This is a genomic window from Halalkalibacter sp. AB-rgal2 (genome assembly GCF_041821005.1).
Taxonomy (GTDB): Bacteria; Bacillota; Bacilli; order Bacillales; family Bacillaceae_D; genus Halalkalibacter.
On record NZ_JBGUAV010000008.1, the window covers coordinates 126,394 to 142,402 of the forward strand.

11 protein-coding genes are annotated in these 16,009 nt (G+C 37.5%); 10 read left to right on the forward strand and 1 reads right to left on the reverse strand.

All coding sequences use genetic code 11. From position 1 onward, the window contains the following. Positions 1 to 35 precede the first annotated feature (35 nt). Positions 36 to 1,505: a glycoside hydrolase family 43 protein gene (locus ACERJO_RS09025; protein ID WP_373647278.1), complete on the forward strand. Its 1,470-nt coding sequence runs from the start codon at positions 36 to 38 to the stop codon at positions 1,503 to 1,505. Between the two features lie 205 nt (positions 1,506 to 1,710). On the opposite strand, the gene ACERJO_RS09030 is transcribed toward ACERJO_RS09025, so the two are convergent. Continuing rightward, complete coding sequence (locus ACERJO_RS09030; RefSeq protein ID WP_247104287.1) at positions 1,711 to 2,475, reverse strand: response regulator transcription factor; 765 nt, start codon at positions 2,473 to 2,475, stop codon at positions 1,711 to 1,713. 269 nt (positions 2,476 to 2,744) lie between these two features. Here ACERJO_RS09030 and ACERJO_RS09035 point away from each other — a divergent pair, with 269 nt between their 5' ends. The 9 genes from ACERJO_RS09035 to ACERJO_RS09075 all read left to right on the forward strand — a co-directional run bounded on the left by ACERJO_RS09035 (position 2,745) and on the right by ACERJO_RS09075 (position 15,655). Continuing rightward, complete coding sequence (locus tag ACERJO_RS09035) at positions 2,745 to 4,130, forward strand: ABC transporter substrate-binding protein (protein WP_373647279.1); 1,386 nt, start codon at positions 2,745 to 2,747, stop codon at positions 4,128 to 4,130. Between the two features lie 115 nt (positions 4,131 to 4,245). After that, positions 4,246 to 7,143, forward strand: coding sequence for an extracellular solute-binding protein (locus ACERJO_RS09040; RefSeq protein WP_373647280.1), 2,898 nt, complete (start codon positions 4,246 to 4,248; stop codon positions 7,141 to 7,143). Positions 7,144 to 7,225: 82 nt separating this feature from the next. Next, positions 7,226 to 8,119, forward strand: a complete 894-nt coding sequence (locus ACERJO_RS09045) for a carbohydrate ABC transporter permease (protein ID WP_247104507.1) — start codon at positions 7,226 to 7,228, stop codon at positions 8,117 to 8,119. Beyond that, positions 8,119 to 8,997, forward strand: a complete 879-nt coding sequence (locus tag ACERJO_RS09050; protein WP_247104285.1) for a carbohydrate ABC transporter permease — start codon at positions 8,119 to 8,121, stop codon at positions 8,995 to 8,997. The genes ACERJO_RS09045 and ACERJO_RS09050 overlap by 1 nt, the downstream gene beginning before the upstream one ends. A gap of 17 nt (positions 8,998 to 9,014) precedes the next feature. Further along, positions 9,015 to 10,475: a hypothetical protein gene (locus ACERJO_RS09055; RefSeq protein ID WP_373647295.1), complete on the forward strand. Its 1,461-nt coding sequence runs from the start codon at positions 9,015 to 9,017 to the stop codon at positions 10,473 to 10,475. Next, positions 10,472 to 11,098, forward strand: coding sequence for a YIP1 family protein (locus ACERJO_RS09060; RefSeq protein WP_373647281.1), 627 nt, complete (start codon positions 10,472 to 10,474; stop codon positions 11,096 to 11,098). Before ACERJO_RS09055 ends, ACERJO_RS09060 begins: the two co-directional genes overlap by 4 nt. Positions 11,099 to 11,113: 15 nt before the next feature. Next, positions 11,114 to 13,669: a DUF5696 domain-containing protein gene (locus tag ACERJO_RS09065; protein WP_373647282.1), complete on the forward strand. Its 2,556-nt coding sequence runs from the start codon at positions 11,114 to 11,116 to the stop codon at positions 13,667 to 13,669. Next, positions 13,666 to 14,580, forward strand: a complete 915-nt coding sequence (locus tag ACERJO_RS09070) for a carbohydrate ABC transporter permease (RefSeq protein ID WP_247104280.1) — start codon at positions 13,666 to 13,668, stop codon at positions 14,578 to 14,580. The genes ACERJO_RS09065 and ACERJO_RS09070 overlap by 4 nt, the downstream gene beginning before the upstream one ends. A gap of 127 nt (positions 14,581 to 14,707) precedes the next feature. Continuing rightward, the gene (locus ACERJO_RS09075) at positions 14,708 to 15,655 is read left to right on the forward strand and encodes a carbohydrate ABC transporter permease (RefSeq protein WP_247104279.1); all 948 of its coding nucleotides are present in this window, start codon (positions 14,708 to 14,710) and stop codon (positions 15,653 to 15,655) included. Positions 15,656 to 16,009 lie beyond the last annotated feature (354 nt).

Below are 16,009 nucleotides of genomic sequence, written 5' to 3' on the forward strand. Positions count from 1 at the left end.
GCTTTGAAAAAATGACTAGGAGTTGACCATATAAAATGAAGAAACACATACAAGTAAATGCAGTGAATGGAAAAAAGAACGATAACGATGTTCAGGTAGCTAGTGCGATCGGGAAAGTTCCTCGAAATGGTAATCCGATTACGGCACATAAATTCGGTGCTGATCCTTATGCACTCGTCTTTGAGAATCGTGTGTATTTATATGCGACGAATGATGTACTAGAATACGATGATAATAATCAAGTTCTTGAAAATTCATATGGATCAATAAATAAATTGAGTGTCGTTTCATCTGATGATTTAGTGAATTGGACAGATCATGGAATCATCAATGTGGCAGGCCAAGAGGGTGCTGCCAAATGGGCCACCCAATCATGGGCTCCAGCAGCTACACATAAAGTCATTAATGGTAAGGACAAATTCTTTCTTTATTTTGCTAATAATGCAAGCGGTATAGGTCTACTAACGAGTGACAGCCCGACAGGCCCGTGGGAGGACCCAATTGGGAAGGCTCTTATTTTAAGAAGTACTCCAGGTGTAGAAGATGTGACGTGGCTTTTCGATCCAGCGGTTCTCGTAGATGATGATGGGAAAGCCTACATATACTTTGGTGGTGGTGTGCCTGAAGGACAATATGAATGGCCAGATACAGCTCGAGTTATGGAGCTTGGAGAAGATATGACGAGTGTCGTAGGTAAGGCTGTTCCTATTTCTGCTCCTTTTATGTTTGAGGATGCAGGAATTAATAAAGTTGGCAATACGTATTACTTTACTTATTGCTCAAACTTTTATGATGGCGATCGCCCAACAGGAAGTCCACCAGCAGGTGAGATTGCCTATATGACAAGTCAAAGTCCAATGGGGCCATGGACATACGAAGGGACAATATTAAAAAATCCTGGTCACTTTTTTGGGACGAGTGGAAATAATCATCATGCCATTTTTAAATTCCGTGATCAGTGGTATATTGCTTATCATGCACAAACTCTCTCTAAAGCAATGGGATTTTCAAAGGGTTATCGTTCGACACATTTAAATCAAGTTTCGTTTCATGCAGATGGGTTAATTCAGGCCATTACAGCTGATATGGAGGGCGTTGAACCACTCAAATGCTTAGATCCATACACACGTGTTGAGGCAGAGACGATGGCATGGAGTGCCGGTATTCAGGTAGAACCTGTGTCTAATAGTGATTTAGCTGTTACGGCGTTGGAAAATGGAGCATGGACAGCAGTAGCTAACGTTGATTTCGGTGAAGGAGCTTCAACATTTACAGCAAGAATATGTAATGAATCGGATGTAGGAGGTCTTGAGCTAAGGTTAGATCATCCCAATGGGATCGTAATAGGTAACGTATCCTTACCACTTGTAGATAGCTCAGAACATTGGCAAACCGTAAGTATTGAGGTCCGAGGAGTAAAGGGAATTCATGATTTGTACATTATTTATACCGGTATTCAAGCTGATAAGTTATGTAAGATGGACTATTGGCAGTTTGAGCAATAATGGTTTAAGAGGCTGGGACATAACAAAAGTGTTTAGCTGAGAATCCGAACATGTAGAGCACGTAGCGAAGTATATTGCAGAAGCGGTGGATGTGCTCCATTCTAGACTTGTTCGGTTTCTCATTTTTTAAAATACTTTTGACCAGCCTCTTTGTTTTCTTCATCATGATAACGGTAGTCTGAAATCATTAGCTTGATATTTTTTATTACTGTGCTTTGCTTTGTAATTTTCTATATTCAGAGGCGCTGACTCCAGTGTAGAGCTTAAATTTTTTATAGAACCAGTCTAAGTCCGTATAGCCGACATTGTAAGAAATTTCATAGATTTTCATGTTTGTATGGTGAAGTAAGTATTTTGCTTTTTCCATTCGACGTTGAAGCAAGTATTCATTAAAGGTCATGTTTTCTTGACTTTTAAATTTTTGACCTAAGTAGGAGCAGTTGTAATGTAAAGTGTCTGAAATCTCCTTTAACGTAATATTCTCATTGATAGCTTCTTCCACAAAGTCTTTTACCCTTTCAATAATATTCGTTGTTCGCTTAGGTGAATCGAATACTCTTTTGGCAGTCTTCGCATTTCGATTACTAGAAAAAAGCTTCCTCTCAATGGCTTGTTTGACTGTAAGTAAACTAGCTGAAAGCTCATCTGGGTTCACTGGATTTGGCAAGTAATCATTAACTTGAAGGTTAAGTGCCTTTCGAACAAGCTGGAAGTCCTTATTTCCTCCGATTAATAAAATAGGAATAGAGCTTATCTCGCGAATTCGTTCACATACAAGTAAACCTTTATCCTTCATTTGAGTCATGTTGATGATAATAATTGAATAATGTCGTTCGTTAAATAAATTCAGGGCGCTTATCTCGGTCTCTGCGTAGTCTTGAAAGGTGAAGCCGTAATGATTCCAATCGAGCATTTTCATTATATTATTCCTTGTATTGTGTTCTGGATCAACAAGCAGCACCTTATACACAAGCTTCCCTCCTTCAGTAACATTTGATATGAATTCACAATGAATACGCTTTCATTATGAATAATGTGATAGCGAAAAAAAATAGGCTTTTCTTTATATTGCACACAAATCTTTATAACTTAAATAAAAAAGATTAATCGACCAAAAAAATAAAAATACAAACTAGAATTAGACCGGTTTTTAACTAATTATTGGCAGGTTGTTACCTTTTTATGAAAGCGCTATATTTATCGGTGTATCAACAAATAAAACGATTGAGGGGGATTTAAATGAGATTTTTTAAAACAATGCTATACATGTTGGTTTTGGTCTTATTATTAATTGCTTGTAGTGACAACGCAGCAGATGGTGATGTTGAACGTGATGTGATCAACGATGCTGAAGATACTTCTGAAAATGGTGATATAGAGGAAACAGATGATGAAGCATCACAAGAGGATGAGGTGTATCGAACACCAGAAATGGATTTTGACTTGGGTGGCCAAACGATTAAGGTTGTATCTTGGTGGGATATGACAATTGATACAGATAACCCAGATAATATTCAGCGTCAGGAAAATCTAGAGGAATTAATGGATAAGCATAATTTTGAAATTGAATATATTGCGATTGATTATGAAGAATATCAAGAGCGTGTCACAGCTTCTCTCTTAGCTGGTGAACCAATTGGAGATATTGTTAGACTAGGCAAAACCTATACAATACCAGCACTCGTACAACAAGATTTACTATGGCCAATCGATGAGTATACGCAAAACTCTAATGCATTTAATCAACTTATGACTAACGAGCTTTACACATATGAAGGTCGGGGATATGGATTTACAGAAGATCAAACTAATTTAGTGCAAGGGATTTTCTATAATCGGACGTTAATGAATGAGCTTGGGATGAAGCCTCTTCAAGAATACGTAGATGAAGATAATTGGAATTGGGATACATTTATTGATGTTGCCAAAGAAGCTAATAAAGATACGAATAACGATGGAAGTGTCGATACGTGGGGACTTGCAAATGCTGGGCTACTTGTACATGCATTGTATTCAAACAATACGGGATTAACGGATGGAAATCAAGAGATTCTAGAAGACCCGGCTACACTTGAAGCACTCAATTTTACTTCTCAACTTGCAACGGAACAAGTGCCTAGACCGTCGGAAGGTGGAGATTGGACGGAGCCTGGGCAATTCTTTAGACAGGGTAATACTTTAATGTACGCGGGTGCCTTACATGAATTGTCTGGCATCCAAGCTGATATGGCTGATTATGATATAGGGTTTGTACCATTTCCAAAAGGACCTAGCGCAGATACGTATCACTCAGCTGAGGCATTATTACAAGCATTAACGATTCCAAAAGCAGTTGAAAATCCAGAACAGCTCCTTTATATCTGGGAGAAGATAAACGATATTGATTCAATATATGATTACCCAGGTCAAGCTTCATATGAGTCATTATTTGTTAACGAAGAAGATATTGAAAATGTTTTGATGGTTGCTCCTAATTTGATTGTGCTTGATCATCATACATTTCCGAATTTAGAGTATTACGAGTTTGAGGGTGAACTAAATGAAGGAACATCCGTATCGACTGTTGTTGAAACATATAAATCATCATTCCAAGCAGCAATTGATGAAGTATATGGTACGGAGTAACAAGGTTACATGCCTATTGGGGTATGAAAACCAAGTTCTTGTATGTCACTGACATTGAATGAAATGAAGATAATTTAATGCCAGTCTCTTGCAGTGGGAGGGGAGAGAGTTGTACATGATGAAGAAAAAATATGTCCGTGTCATATTCGTTCTTGTTTTATTTATATCACTCATTTCGGTTTATTCCTATTTGAATTCAAATGATGGGAAGTATATTCAAGTGATTGCTGATTTTGAAGCTATTGTTGACGAAACCGCTGAAGAGGGCTATGACCAATATTTACATCAGCATTTGAATGCCGACAGACCTAATGAAATCGTTCGTATCGAGGGCGAGGATTATGTGAAAACGAGCGGTGATGGCTTTGAAATCGTGGAACAGTATGAAGGATTAGATGGTCATGCAGTTCTTACGCCGGAGGAAGGAACCATAAGCTGGGATGTTCAAATTGAACATCCGGGCTTATACAATGTTAGAGTTCACTATTACCCGATGGAAGGAAAAAGCTCTTCAATTGAAAGGGAGTTCTCCATTAACGGAGAGATCCCTTTTGATGGTGCTGAAATTCTTTTGTTTGATCGCCTTTGGGATAACCTTTTAGACGAAATTTTAAAGGATGACCAAGGAAATGAATTGCGTCCCCGTCAAGTTGAACGACCAGAATGGACGATGAAAACATTCATGGATAGTGAAGGTTACTATGATGAACCTTTTTTATTTTATTTTCCTGAAGGGAAACAACAAATATCGTTAACGTCATTACGCGAACCAATGGCTATTGATTATATTGAACTTTATCAAGAACCAGTTGCTAAGCCTTATGATGAGGTAAAGAGACAATATGAAGAAGCAGGAATTGAACCAACAACAGGTCAATTTATTAAAGTTCAAGCAGAGGATGCGGTTAAAAAATCTTCACCTACGTTATATCCTTTAACAGATCGTTCAAGTCCATTGGTTGAGCCTTACCATGTTTCTAATCTTAGGATTAATACAATAGGTGGTTTCAACTGGAAACAGCCAGGTCAGTGGATTGAATGGGAAGTAGAAGTAGAAGAGGAAGGATTATACCATATAGGTTTGAAGCAGAAGCAAGATCTGCTTAGAGGTATTTATTCGACTAGAAGTCTTACGATTAATGGAGAAAGTCCCTTTGAAGAAGTGAATCGAATCCGTTTTCATTATTCATTAGATTGGCAAATGGAGGCGATTGGAGGCGAAGAGCCTTATTTATTTCATTTGACTGAAGGTACTCATCGAATACGAATGATGGTTTCACTTGGAGATGTTGCTTCTCTAATAAGGACAATTGAATCGAGTGTTCTTCAGCTTAACGAGATGTATAGGCAAATACTGATGATAACATCGAACACTCCTGATCCATTAAGAGATTATCAATTAGAAAGACGAATTCCTCACATGATAGACGTTTTTACAGAACAAGCTGAAGTGATAGAAAGCGTTGCTGCTTATCTTGAAGAATCTACTGGAGAAAAAAGTGATAAAGTTGCTGTTCTTCATTCAATGGTTAGACAATTAGAGGATATGGTAGAAAATCCTGATACGATTGCAAGAAGACTCGATACGTATAAATTAAATGTTGGAGGTTTGGGTACTTGGCTACAGACCGTTCGAGAACAACCACTTACTCTCGATTATTTGGTCGTGGCTTCACCTGACCAGGAGCTTCCAAGAGCACAGGCTACATTTTTTGAAAAAGCCCAACATGAAATAGGTGCCTTCTTTGCTTCGTATACCGAGGACTACGACAGTATAGGGAATATAGAAGAGTTGGATCGATCGATTACTGTTTGGATCACAACAGGACGTGATCAGGCGCAAATATTAAAGAGTTTAATTGATGATACATTTACTCCGGAATCGAATATCTCTGTACATTTAAGGCTAGTTCCACCTGAGATTTTATTACCGGCTACTCTCGCAAATGAAGGGCCGGATGTAGCTTTACAAATGGGTGAAGACGTTCCTGTCAATTACGCTATGAGAAGTGCTGCAGCGGATCTAAGTATTTACGAAGATTTTGATGAAGTTTCCGAGCGATTCCGTGAAAGTGCGATTTTACCTTACCGATATGAAGGAGGCGTATATGCTCTTCCAGAGACGCAGATGTTTCCGATGTTGTTCTATCGAAAAGACATTCTTGAAGAGTTGGAATTGGAGCCACCTGAAACGTGGGAAGAAGTTTATCATATGATTTCTGTTTTACAACGTCATAATTTGGAGTTCTTTTTACCAATTGAAGATCCAATGGCACAAGAAAATCAAACATTAGTACCTAATGCTGCATTTTCAATGTTGCTTTATCAAAATGATGGTGAATTTTACCAGGGGGATTTAACAGCAAGTGCACTTGATTCAGAAATTTCCATTGACACATTTAACAAGTGGACACAATTTTATACAAATTATAAGTTTCCATTAATGGCTGATTTCCCTAATAGATTCAGAGTTGGTGAAATGCCAATTGGAGTGGCTGATTACAATACGTACAATATGCTATCAGTATTAGCTCCAGAAATTAGAGGGATGTGGGACTTTACGATCGTGCCAGGTACAGAAATGGAAGATGGCTCAATTCGTCATGATGTGTCTAGTTATACCACCGCAGCAGTTATGCTCGATAATGCAGAAGACAAAGATGCGTCATGGGAATTTTTGAAATGGTGGACAAATAAAGAAACACAAATACATTTTGGTAGAGAGATGGAAAGTTTGTTAGGTGAGGCTGCGCGTTACCCGACAGCGAATATTGAAGCACTGGAAGAACTCCCATGGCCAGTTGAAGATTATAACAATTTAGACAGTCAGTGGGAGTGGGTTCGTGGAATACCACAAGTTCCGGGTGGCTATTTTACAGGAAGACATCTAGACAATGCGTTTAGACGTGTTGTAAATGCAAATGAAAATCCACGGGAAGCTCTAGCCGATTATATTAGATATATTAACGAAGAAATTGATATTAAGAGAAGAGAATTTAATTTACCTCAATGAGGATAGGAGGTGGAAGCAGGTGGAAGCAAAACCAGTCCAACAACCAGTAAAAAACCCCATCTATTCGACTAAGGAAACGAGAATGATGAAAATAAAAAAGGAGCTTAAGAGAGGGAAGCATTATTATATTTTAATGGCTCCTTATATGATTATTTTCTTTATGTTTACAATTATTCCAGTCGTGATTTCATTTGGGCTAAGCTTCTTTTCATTTAACATGTTAGAGTTGCCTAAATTTATCGGTTGGGACAATTACTCTAGATTATTCCTAAATGATGATATTTTTATGATTGCTTTAAGAAATACGTTTATTTTTGCAGCAATAACGGGGCCAATCAGTTATATTGCTTGCTTTATATTCGCATGGATTATCAATGAGCTTTCACCGAAAGTACGTGCGTTTATGACATTAGTATTTTATGCACCCTCTATTTCTGGAAATGTGTTTTTCATTTGGCTCATTATTTTTTCTGGAGATACGTACGGGTATTTAAATGGTTTCCTTATGCAGGCAGGCTTTATTTTAGAGCCTATTCAATGGCTAAAAGACGAACAATATATATTGGCAGTTGTCATTATCGTTCAGCTATGGTTGAGCTTAGGAACAAGTTTTTTGGCATTTATTGCAGGACTTCAAACGATTGATCGTTCGATTATTGAAGCTGGTGCGGTAGATGGTATTAAAAACAGATGGCAAGAGCTGTGGTTTATTACATTACCATCAATGAAACCGCAGTTATTATTTGGTGCTGTCCTACAAATAACGATGGCCTTTGCTGTTGCAGATATTTCCATTGCTCTTGCAGGGTTTCCAAGTGTTAATTATGCGGCACATACGGTTGTGACCCATCTAATGGATTTCGGCACGATTCGATTTGAAATGGGCTATGCTTCTGCGATTGCAACTGTATTGTTTGCGATTATGGTAGGAACGAATATGATTGTCCAAAAAATACTAAGAAAGGTAGGTGATTGATGTTGAGAATAAAGGGGAGAAAAATATCGATTTTCAGAAAAAAACTTAATCGTTCATTTACTGTCACATTCTTATTATTTGCATTCCTTGGTCTGTTCGGAGCATTTATGGCATTACCGCTAGTTTATGCGATCAATAATGCTTTTAAACCATTGGATGAACTATTTATTTTTCCACCACGTTTTTTCGTCAGAAATCCTACCTTGGATAATTTCTTTGATCTTATTGCTGTAATGGGGGATTCTTGGGTACCATTGTCGCGGTATTTTGCTAATACGATCATTATTACATTGATAGGAACAGCAGGGCACATTATCTTAGCATCGGCAGCAGCTTATCCGCTGGCTAAGTATCGATTCCCGGGTTCAAAGCTTATATTCTCAGTTGTTGTATTGTCATTGATGTTCTCACCTCATGTAACCGCGATTCCAAACTACATGGTGATGTCTTGGTTAGGATGGATAAATACACATGCGTCTCTCATCATTCCGTCAATGGCCTTTCCATTAGGATTATTCTTGATGAAGCAGTTTATGGAGCAGCTTCCAGATCCAATGCTTGAAGCGGCTAAAATTGATGGAGCTAGTGAGTATCGAATTTTTTGGACAATTGTTATGCCTAATGTGAAACCTGCATGGTTAACATTATTAATCTTATTATTTCCTATGTTGTGGGGTTCTAATGGAGGGAACTTTATTTATAGTGAGGACTTAAAGACATTAAATTATGCATTAGAACAAATTACACTTGGAGGAATTGCTCGGGCTGGGGTTGGAGCAGCAGTTGCATTATTTCTTATGAGTGTACCTATTATCATGTTCCTTATCTCCCAGAGTAGTGTCATTCAAACCATGTCCAATTCTGGGATGAAAGATTAGAAGGGAGCGGTGATTTGATAGTGAAAACGATTAAGAGAGTGAACATCTATCTTCTTATGATCATGATTCTATTGGTGGCTATAGGTACTGAAGTGAGCACAGTACAAGCTGCCAATCAGCCAGCTTCCTATAATTACTCATTTTGGGGGGAGTCCGTACATGCACCTGCAGCTTACCATCCGACGAGGCTAGTCGATGGAGAAGGATTAGGAATTGGTATGTTAAATAGTCCGACTGATTTCCATGTCTCAGAAGATAACTTGATTTATATATTGGATACAGGAAATAATCGTATTGTCGTCTTGAATGAACAATTTCAATTAGTAGAAACCATTCAATCTTTTGATAAGGAGGGAGAATTAGAAACATTCTCTAATCCGCGAGGTTTGTTTGTGACAAATGAGAATGACATTTTTATTGCTGATACAGATAATCAGCGTGTTGTTCATTTGGATGAAGACTTAAATTTGGTCAAAATCATCGATGACCCACAATCTGAGCTGATTAATGAGGGTTTTGCCTTTCATCCCTTGAATGTTGTTGTGGATAATGCTAATCGGGTCTATGTCATGGCAGACGGTGTATTCGACGGATTCATGGAATTTAATGTCGATGGTTATTTCACAACGTTTATTGGAGCAAATCGTGTACAAGTTGATCCCATTGAATATTTGTGGAAACGATTTGCAACACGAGAGCAACGAAGCCAAATGCTTATGTTCGTCCCTACTGAATTTACAAGCATGGATATTAATGAGGATGGTTTTATTTATGCGACAAATGGTGATGGCTCTGATGATGCTATTAAGAAACTGAATTCTAGAGGTGATGACGTTTTAAGAAGGGAAGGATATTTTAATCCGATTGGAGATGTTCGCTACACTACGGCTGTCGGCCCTTCTCGCTTGATTGATATTGATGTAACAGATAGTGAGATTTATTCAGTGCTCGATGCTCGAAGAGGTCGAATATTTACGTACAATGGAGATGGTCATTTAATGTACGTATTTGGTGGAATTGGTAATCGCTTGGGTGAATTTCATACGCCAGTAGCTATTGAACGGTTGGGTGATGATTTCCTTGTTTTAGATAGGGAGCTAGGGGAAATAACCGTTTTCGAATTGACGGAATATGGTCGAACGCTTAATGAAGCTGTGAGAAGTTATGAAAGAGGAGATGAGGAGTCAGCATTTGAACTTTATCAGGAAGCTGTTCATATGAATGCAAATCTCGAATTTGCATATGCGGGAATTGGTAAAGCGCTATTACGAAAAGAAGAATTTAATGATGCTATGCATAATTTTGAACAAAGCTTAGATCAATCCAATTATTCGAAAGCATTCTTGTTGTATAGAAATGAAATTCTTAGAGACTATTTCTCTATTATTATGACAGGGATGATGGTATTAGCTGTTAGCTCAATGTTTTTGAGGGTTTATTTTAAAAAGATTAGAAGAAAGAGGGCTGCTTCGATATGAACAAAGAATTAATTAAACACCCATTTTATCTTATCGTTCATCCCTTTAATGGTTTTTGGGAACTGAAATATGAGTATAGTCAACGTATTAATTTAATCATCTCGTTTGTTATCTTATTTTTATTAATTTTAACGAATGTGTTAAGTAGCCAATATAGCGGGTTTGTCGTGAATTTGTATAACCCAGAAGAGATGAATAGTCTAATGGAGATTGTATATGTGATTGTTCCAGTGGTATTTTGGTGTGTGGCGAATTGGTCGCTGACCACTTTAACGGACGGAGAAGGTAAATTTGTTGAGATTTTTATCTCAACTTGCTTTGCATTAGTACCTTTAGTTGTTATTAATTTTCCTTGGATTTGGTTGAGCAACTTAATATCGATGCAAGAGGTTACATTCTACTATTTCTCTCAAAGTTTCGCATTCCTCTGGTTTTTGTTTCTTTTATTTGTAGGAAACATGACAGTGCATCAATTTACACCATCTAAATCAATAGGAACCATCTTGTTGACGATAGTAGCGATGGGGTTTATGGCTTTTCTCTGCTTATTATTCTTCAGTCTAATCCAACAGGTGGTCGCTTTTGTTCATGTCATCTATCAAGAGATTATCTTTAGGTACTAGAGAGGAGTGGTAAAAATGAGAGAGGCCAGAAATGCACTACTGCTCGCGTGCTTTCTTGTCACGATTGTTCTAGTAGGTTGTTCGGAATCAACTAGATCGGTTGAAATAGATGAAAGTGAATTGACTGGATTAGATTATACTCAGGAACAAGCGTTGCAAGCTTCCTTTATGGATGAGCGTTTAGAAGGTATGAAAGGGATAGCCGAAAGCGATCATCTCCAACTGTTTATCGATGATCTGACTGGCTCAATTGCTGTTCTTCATAAGGATAGTGATGAAATATGGCATAGTAACCCGACTGACCGTGATGAAGACCCTATTGCTTCAGGTGTTAATCAAGACCTACTTTCATCACAAATGCAAATTCATTTTTATAATAATTTTGGTCAGGGTAGTGTCATTAATACGTTTTCAGATAGTGTTCAATATGATCAATATAAAATAGAAGAGATTACTGATGGCGTGAGTGTGACGTATCAATTGGGTAGATCGGAGAGATCTGTTGAAGATTTACCACTTATGTTAAGTTCAGCACGTTATGAAGAAATCACAAGTAAGTTAGATGATGGAGGAAAACGGGCTTTATTAATTGCTTACACTGAGGATACGGATCGAGAGATTTATGAAAGAAATGATAGTGCTCTTAGTGGATTACAACTTGAACGCGCTTTTATGGCCTTTGATGATGCTGGTTATACAGAAGAAGATTTGGAACAGGACATGCAGGAATTGAATTTCACTCAAGAATCACTTTCGTCACGGCATTTCCAAGCGACGATCGAATACACGCTTGATGAAGATAGTTTAATCGTAAATGTTCCAGTTTCAAGTATTCTGTACACGGAGGATTATCCAGTTAATCGTATTTCATTGATGAGATTCTTTGGAGCAGGTGGAGCGGAAGATGAAGGGTCATTGTTTGTGCCAGATGGTTCGGGAGCTTTGATTCATTTTAATAATGGTAAATCAAAGTATTCAGCATATCAGCAATCAGTGTATGGTTCAGATTTAACGATGGAACTATCTGATTATGAAAGAACAGAACAAACTGTCCGACTACCTGTATTTGGGATAATTCGAGAAGAAGGAGCTTTATTTGGAATCATTGAAGAAGGGGCATCTGCTGCAACAATCAATGCAGATGTTAACGGCAGGGTAAACAGCTATAACTATGTATATCCTAGCTTTTATGTTGTGAATAAAGGCGATGTCACTTTACAAGCGAATGAGCAAGAACGAACATTACCTCGCTTTCAAGAAGAACCGATGGACTCAGATTTCAAAGTGAGGTATACGTTTTTACATGGTGAAGAAGCTTCTTATTATGGTATGGCCAACTATTATCGCGAGTATCTTGAAAAGACAAATGGGCTTCCTAAAAAAGAGAATGAAGAAACACTAGCAAAGGATATTCCATTTTATTTACAGTTAGTGGGTAGTATACCTAAGCAGAAGCACTTTGCAGGCGTTCCTTACAAGTCTCTTGAAGCACTTACAACATTTGAACAGGCAGAAGATATTGTGAATCAGATGCAAGGTCGTGATATAACAAACATTAAATTAAATTACTTAGGTTGGTTTAATTCCGGTGTTGATCATAAAGTACCAAAAAGCATTTCAGTTGATCAAGCGATCGGTGGAAAGTCAGGATTGCATCAATTTGTTGATTTTGCCGAGGAGAAAGGCATCTCTCTTTTCCCTGAAGTGGCTTTACTTAATGTCAACTCGTCATCAGGATTTAATGAAGCGAGGGAAGCATCAAGGACGTTACGTGGTATGCCGGCAACTTTGTATCCTATGGATTTGACATTAGAGAGACGAGATCGAACGAAATCACCTTCATATGTCTTGTCGCCTGGGCGCTTAGAAGCATACACAGAGTCGATGCTAAATGATTTCGTATTACATGAAACAAATGGTATTTCATTGAGAGATTTGGCCGATCAATTAAATAGTGATTTCAGAAAAAACAAGCAAATTGATCGTACTGAATCTGAAAGAATATCTGTTCAAACGATGAAAATGATCCATGATGAAAACTTAGATATTATGGCTAAAGGGGGAAATCACTACACTTTGCCATACTTATCAGATATTATTGATGTCCCAATAAACAATAGTGGATTTAAAATCCAAGATGAAGCGATACCATTCTATCAAATGGTGATTCGCGGATCTATCGATTATACGAGTACGCCTTTTAATCTATCTACTTATACGAATGAGAGACAGTATATATTGAAATCCTTAGAATATGGTGCGGGTGTTCATTTCAAATGGATCCATGAACCTAATTATAAATTGAAGGATACAGAGTATAATCACTTATATTCTGTAAATTATGAGCAATGGATCGATGATGCGACTAGGATCTATCAGGAGATAAATGCTGTACTGAGTCATGTTCATAATGAATCTATAGTGGCACATGAGAAACTAGAAGAAGGCGTTTACAAAACAGTCTATAGCAATGGGATTTACGTTATTGTTAACTATAATGAAACAGCTGTGTCCATAGATGAAATGGAAATTGAGGCTCAAGGTTATATGACAGGTGGTGAGACGTTTTGAAATCGTTAGCAAAATTAAGTGGAACGTTGCGAACATATGAAGGTCAGAAGGTGTTTTGGGGTGTTCTTTTCGTCTCGCCTTGGTTATTAGGGTTTATCTTTTTCTTTTTCGTTCCCTTAGTGACGTCATTACAATATAGTTTTAGTGAAATTTCAGCAAGTTCAGAAGGAATGACCGTTTCATTTATTGGACTAAGCAACTACATTGAAGCATTAACAATCAATACAAGCTTTAATAGAATTTTAATTGAATCGATTATGAATATTGTTATTAATGTACCTTTGATTGTTATTTTTAGTTTATTTTTGGCGGTCATACTGAATCAGAATTTCCGTGGGAGGTCATTAGCAAGGTCGATTTTCTTTCTACCCGTTATCCTTGCTTCTGGAGTTATTTTAAGCTTAGAAGCAACTAGTCTAGTGCAAGATATTAATCAGCAAAATGCTACTTCTGGTGGGTTTTCAAATATGTTAAGTTCCTTTGAATTGCAAAGAATGATGATTAATTCTGGTGTGAATGTAACGATTGTTAATTATCTTACAGGAGCTGTTGATCGGATTTATGAAATAGTTAGTCAATCAGGGGTTCAAATTTTAATTTTTCTGGCAGCGATTCAGACGATTCCACCACAGCTGTACGAAGCCTCTAAGATAGAGGGTGCAACTGGATATGAAGCTTTTTGGAAAATTACGTTCCCGATGGTTAGTCCACTTATTTTAGTAAATTTGGTTTATACGATTATAGATTCGTTTTCTAGAAGTCCAGTGACTGAGCTGATCATGTCCACAGGTTTTGATAATTTTAATTTCGGTCTTAGTTCAGCAATGGCATGGCTATATTTTGTTTCAATTATGCTTATTTTGGCAGTAAGCACGTATTTTATTTCGAAAAAGGTATTTTACCAAGATTAGTACATGAGAAGCTTGAATGGTTGGGTATTACGGACAAAGAAGAGGGTTGATTTTCTAACATGAAGCAACATTTGTTTGAAAGTATATTAATTCATAAAGGAAAATTCGATTAGAGAGGGTGAGGGCATTGAAGATAGCTCAATGGTTAACGATTGAAAAGATAAAACATTGGGTTTGGTCGATTGTTCGGCTTGTACTAATAGCTGGTTTATCGTTTATCATTCTCTATCCTATCATTCAAAAGATTTCGACAGCTATTAAGCATAAAAGTGATTTGTATTCACCAATAGTCGTATGGATTCCAGAAAATTATTCACTTGATAATTTCCGAAATGCGATGTCGATTATGAATTATTGGGATACATTGTTTAACACGTTTGTTCTAGCAGCGACGACAACAATACTAACAGCTGCATCGTGTGCACTTGCGGGCTATGCATTTGCCCGCCTGCAATTTAAAGGAAGTAAACTACTTTTTGGAGGAGTGATTCTTACTATTTTGGTCCCTCCGACAACGATTCTTATCCCGATGTATATGAATTTAAGGGAATTTAGCTTAATGGGACTTATCCCACTAATAACAGGCAGTTCGGTTAATCTATTGGATTCGTATTGGCCATTTATCTTAACAGCATTGACGGCGAACTCTCTAAAGGCAGGATTGTTTATTTTTATTTTTAGACAGTTCTTCAGGGGGATTCCTAAAGCAATTGAAGAAGCTGCTTATATTGACGGGGCCGGAGTAGGGACAACATTCTTTCGTATTATGCTACCTAATGCATTACCAGCTATTGTAACTGTTATGCTGTTCTCATTTGTATGGCAGTGGAACGATACATTCTTCACGACAACGTATTTGACATCAAGTAATGTGATGTCAACACAATTATCGTCATTGCCCTATAATTTAGCGATTCATCTTGAGGGAGGCGATGCAACGAGTACCGATCCGTTTTACTTAAGTATGGTACAGGATACAGGGATCCTGCTCGCGATTCTTCCTTTAATTATTATTTACTTATTTGTTCAACGTTACTTTGTTCAAAGTGTTGAGCGTACTGGAATTGTTGGATAAATTCTATGAGTTGGAACACAGAATAAGTTTGGTATAAAGTTGAGAAAGCTTCTAAAGAACGATCAAATGATGAAGGGATATGCACAATCGATCGATTTTAACGATTGATGAAGTATCCCTTCCTTTCAGAAGCTTAGAAGATAAGTGAGAAAAGGTTTGAGGCATGAGGACAAGACCTTTGGGGAAAGTGCTTAAGCTATACGTGGGTCGCTCATTTCCGGTTGATCAAACTAATGCTCCATTAGTATATATACTCACCTTAAAGAGAAGCCAGCGTTTTGGGGTGTTGTTGATCCTTCGAAGTCATCAACTAGATGACACTATGGAATAATGGTTTTCAAATCGTTTTAAAAA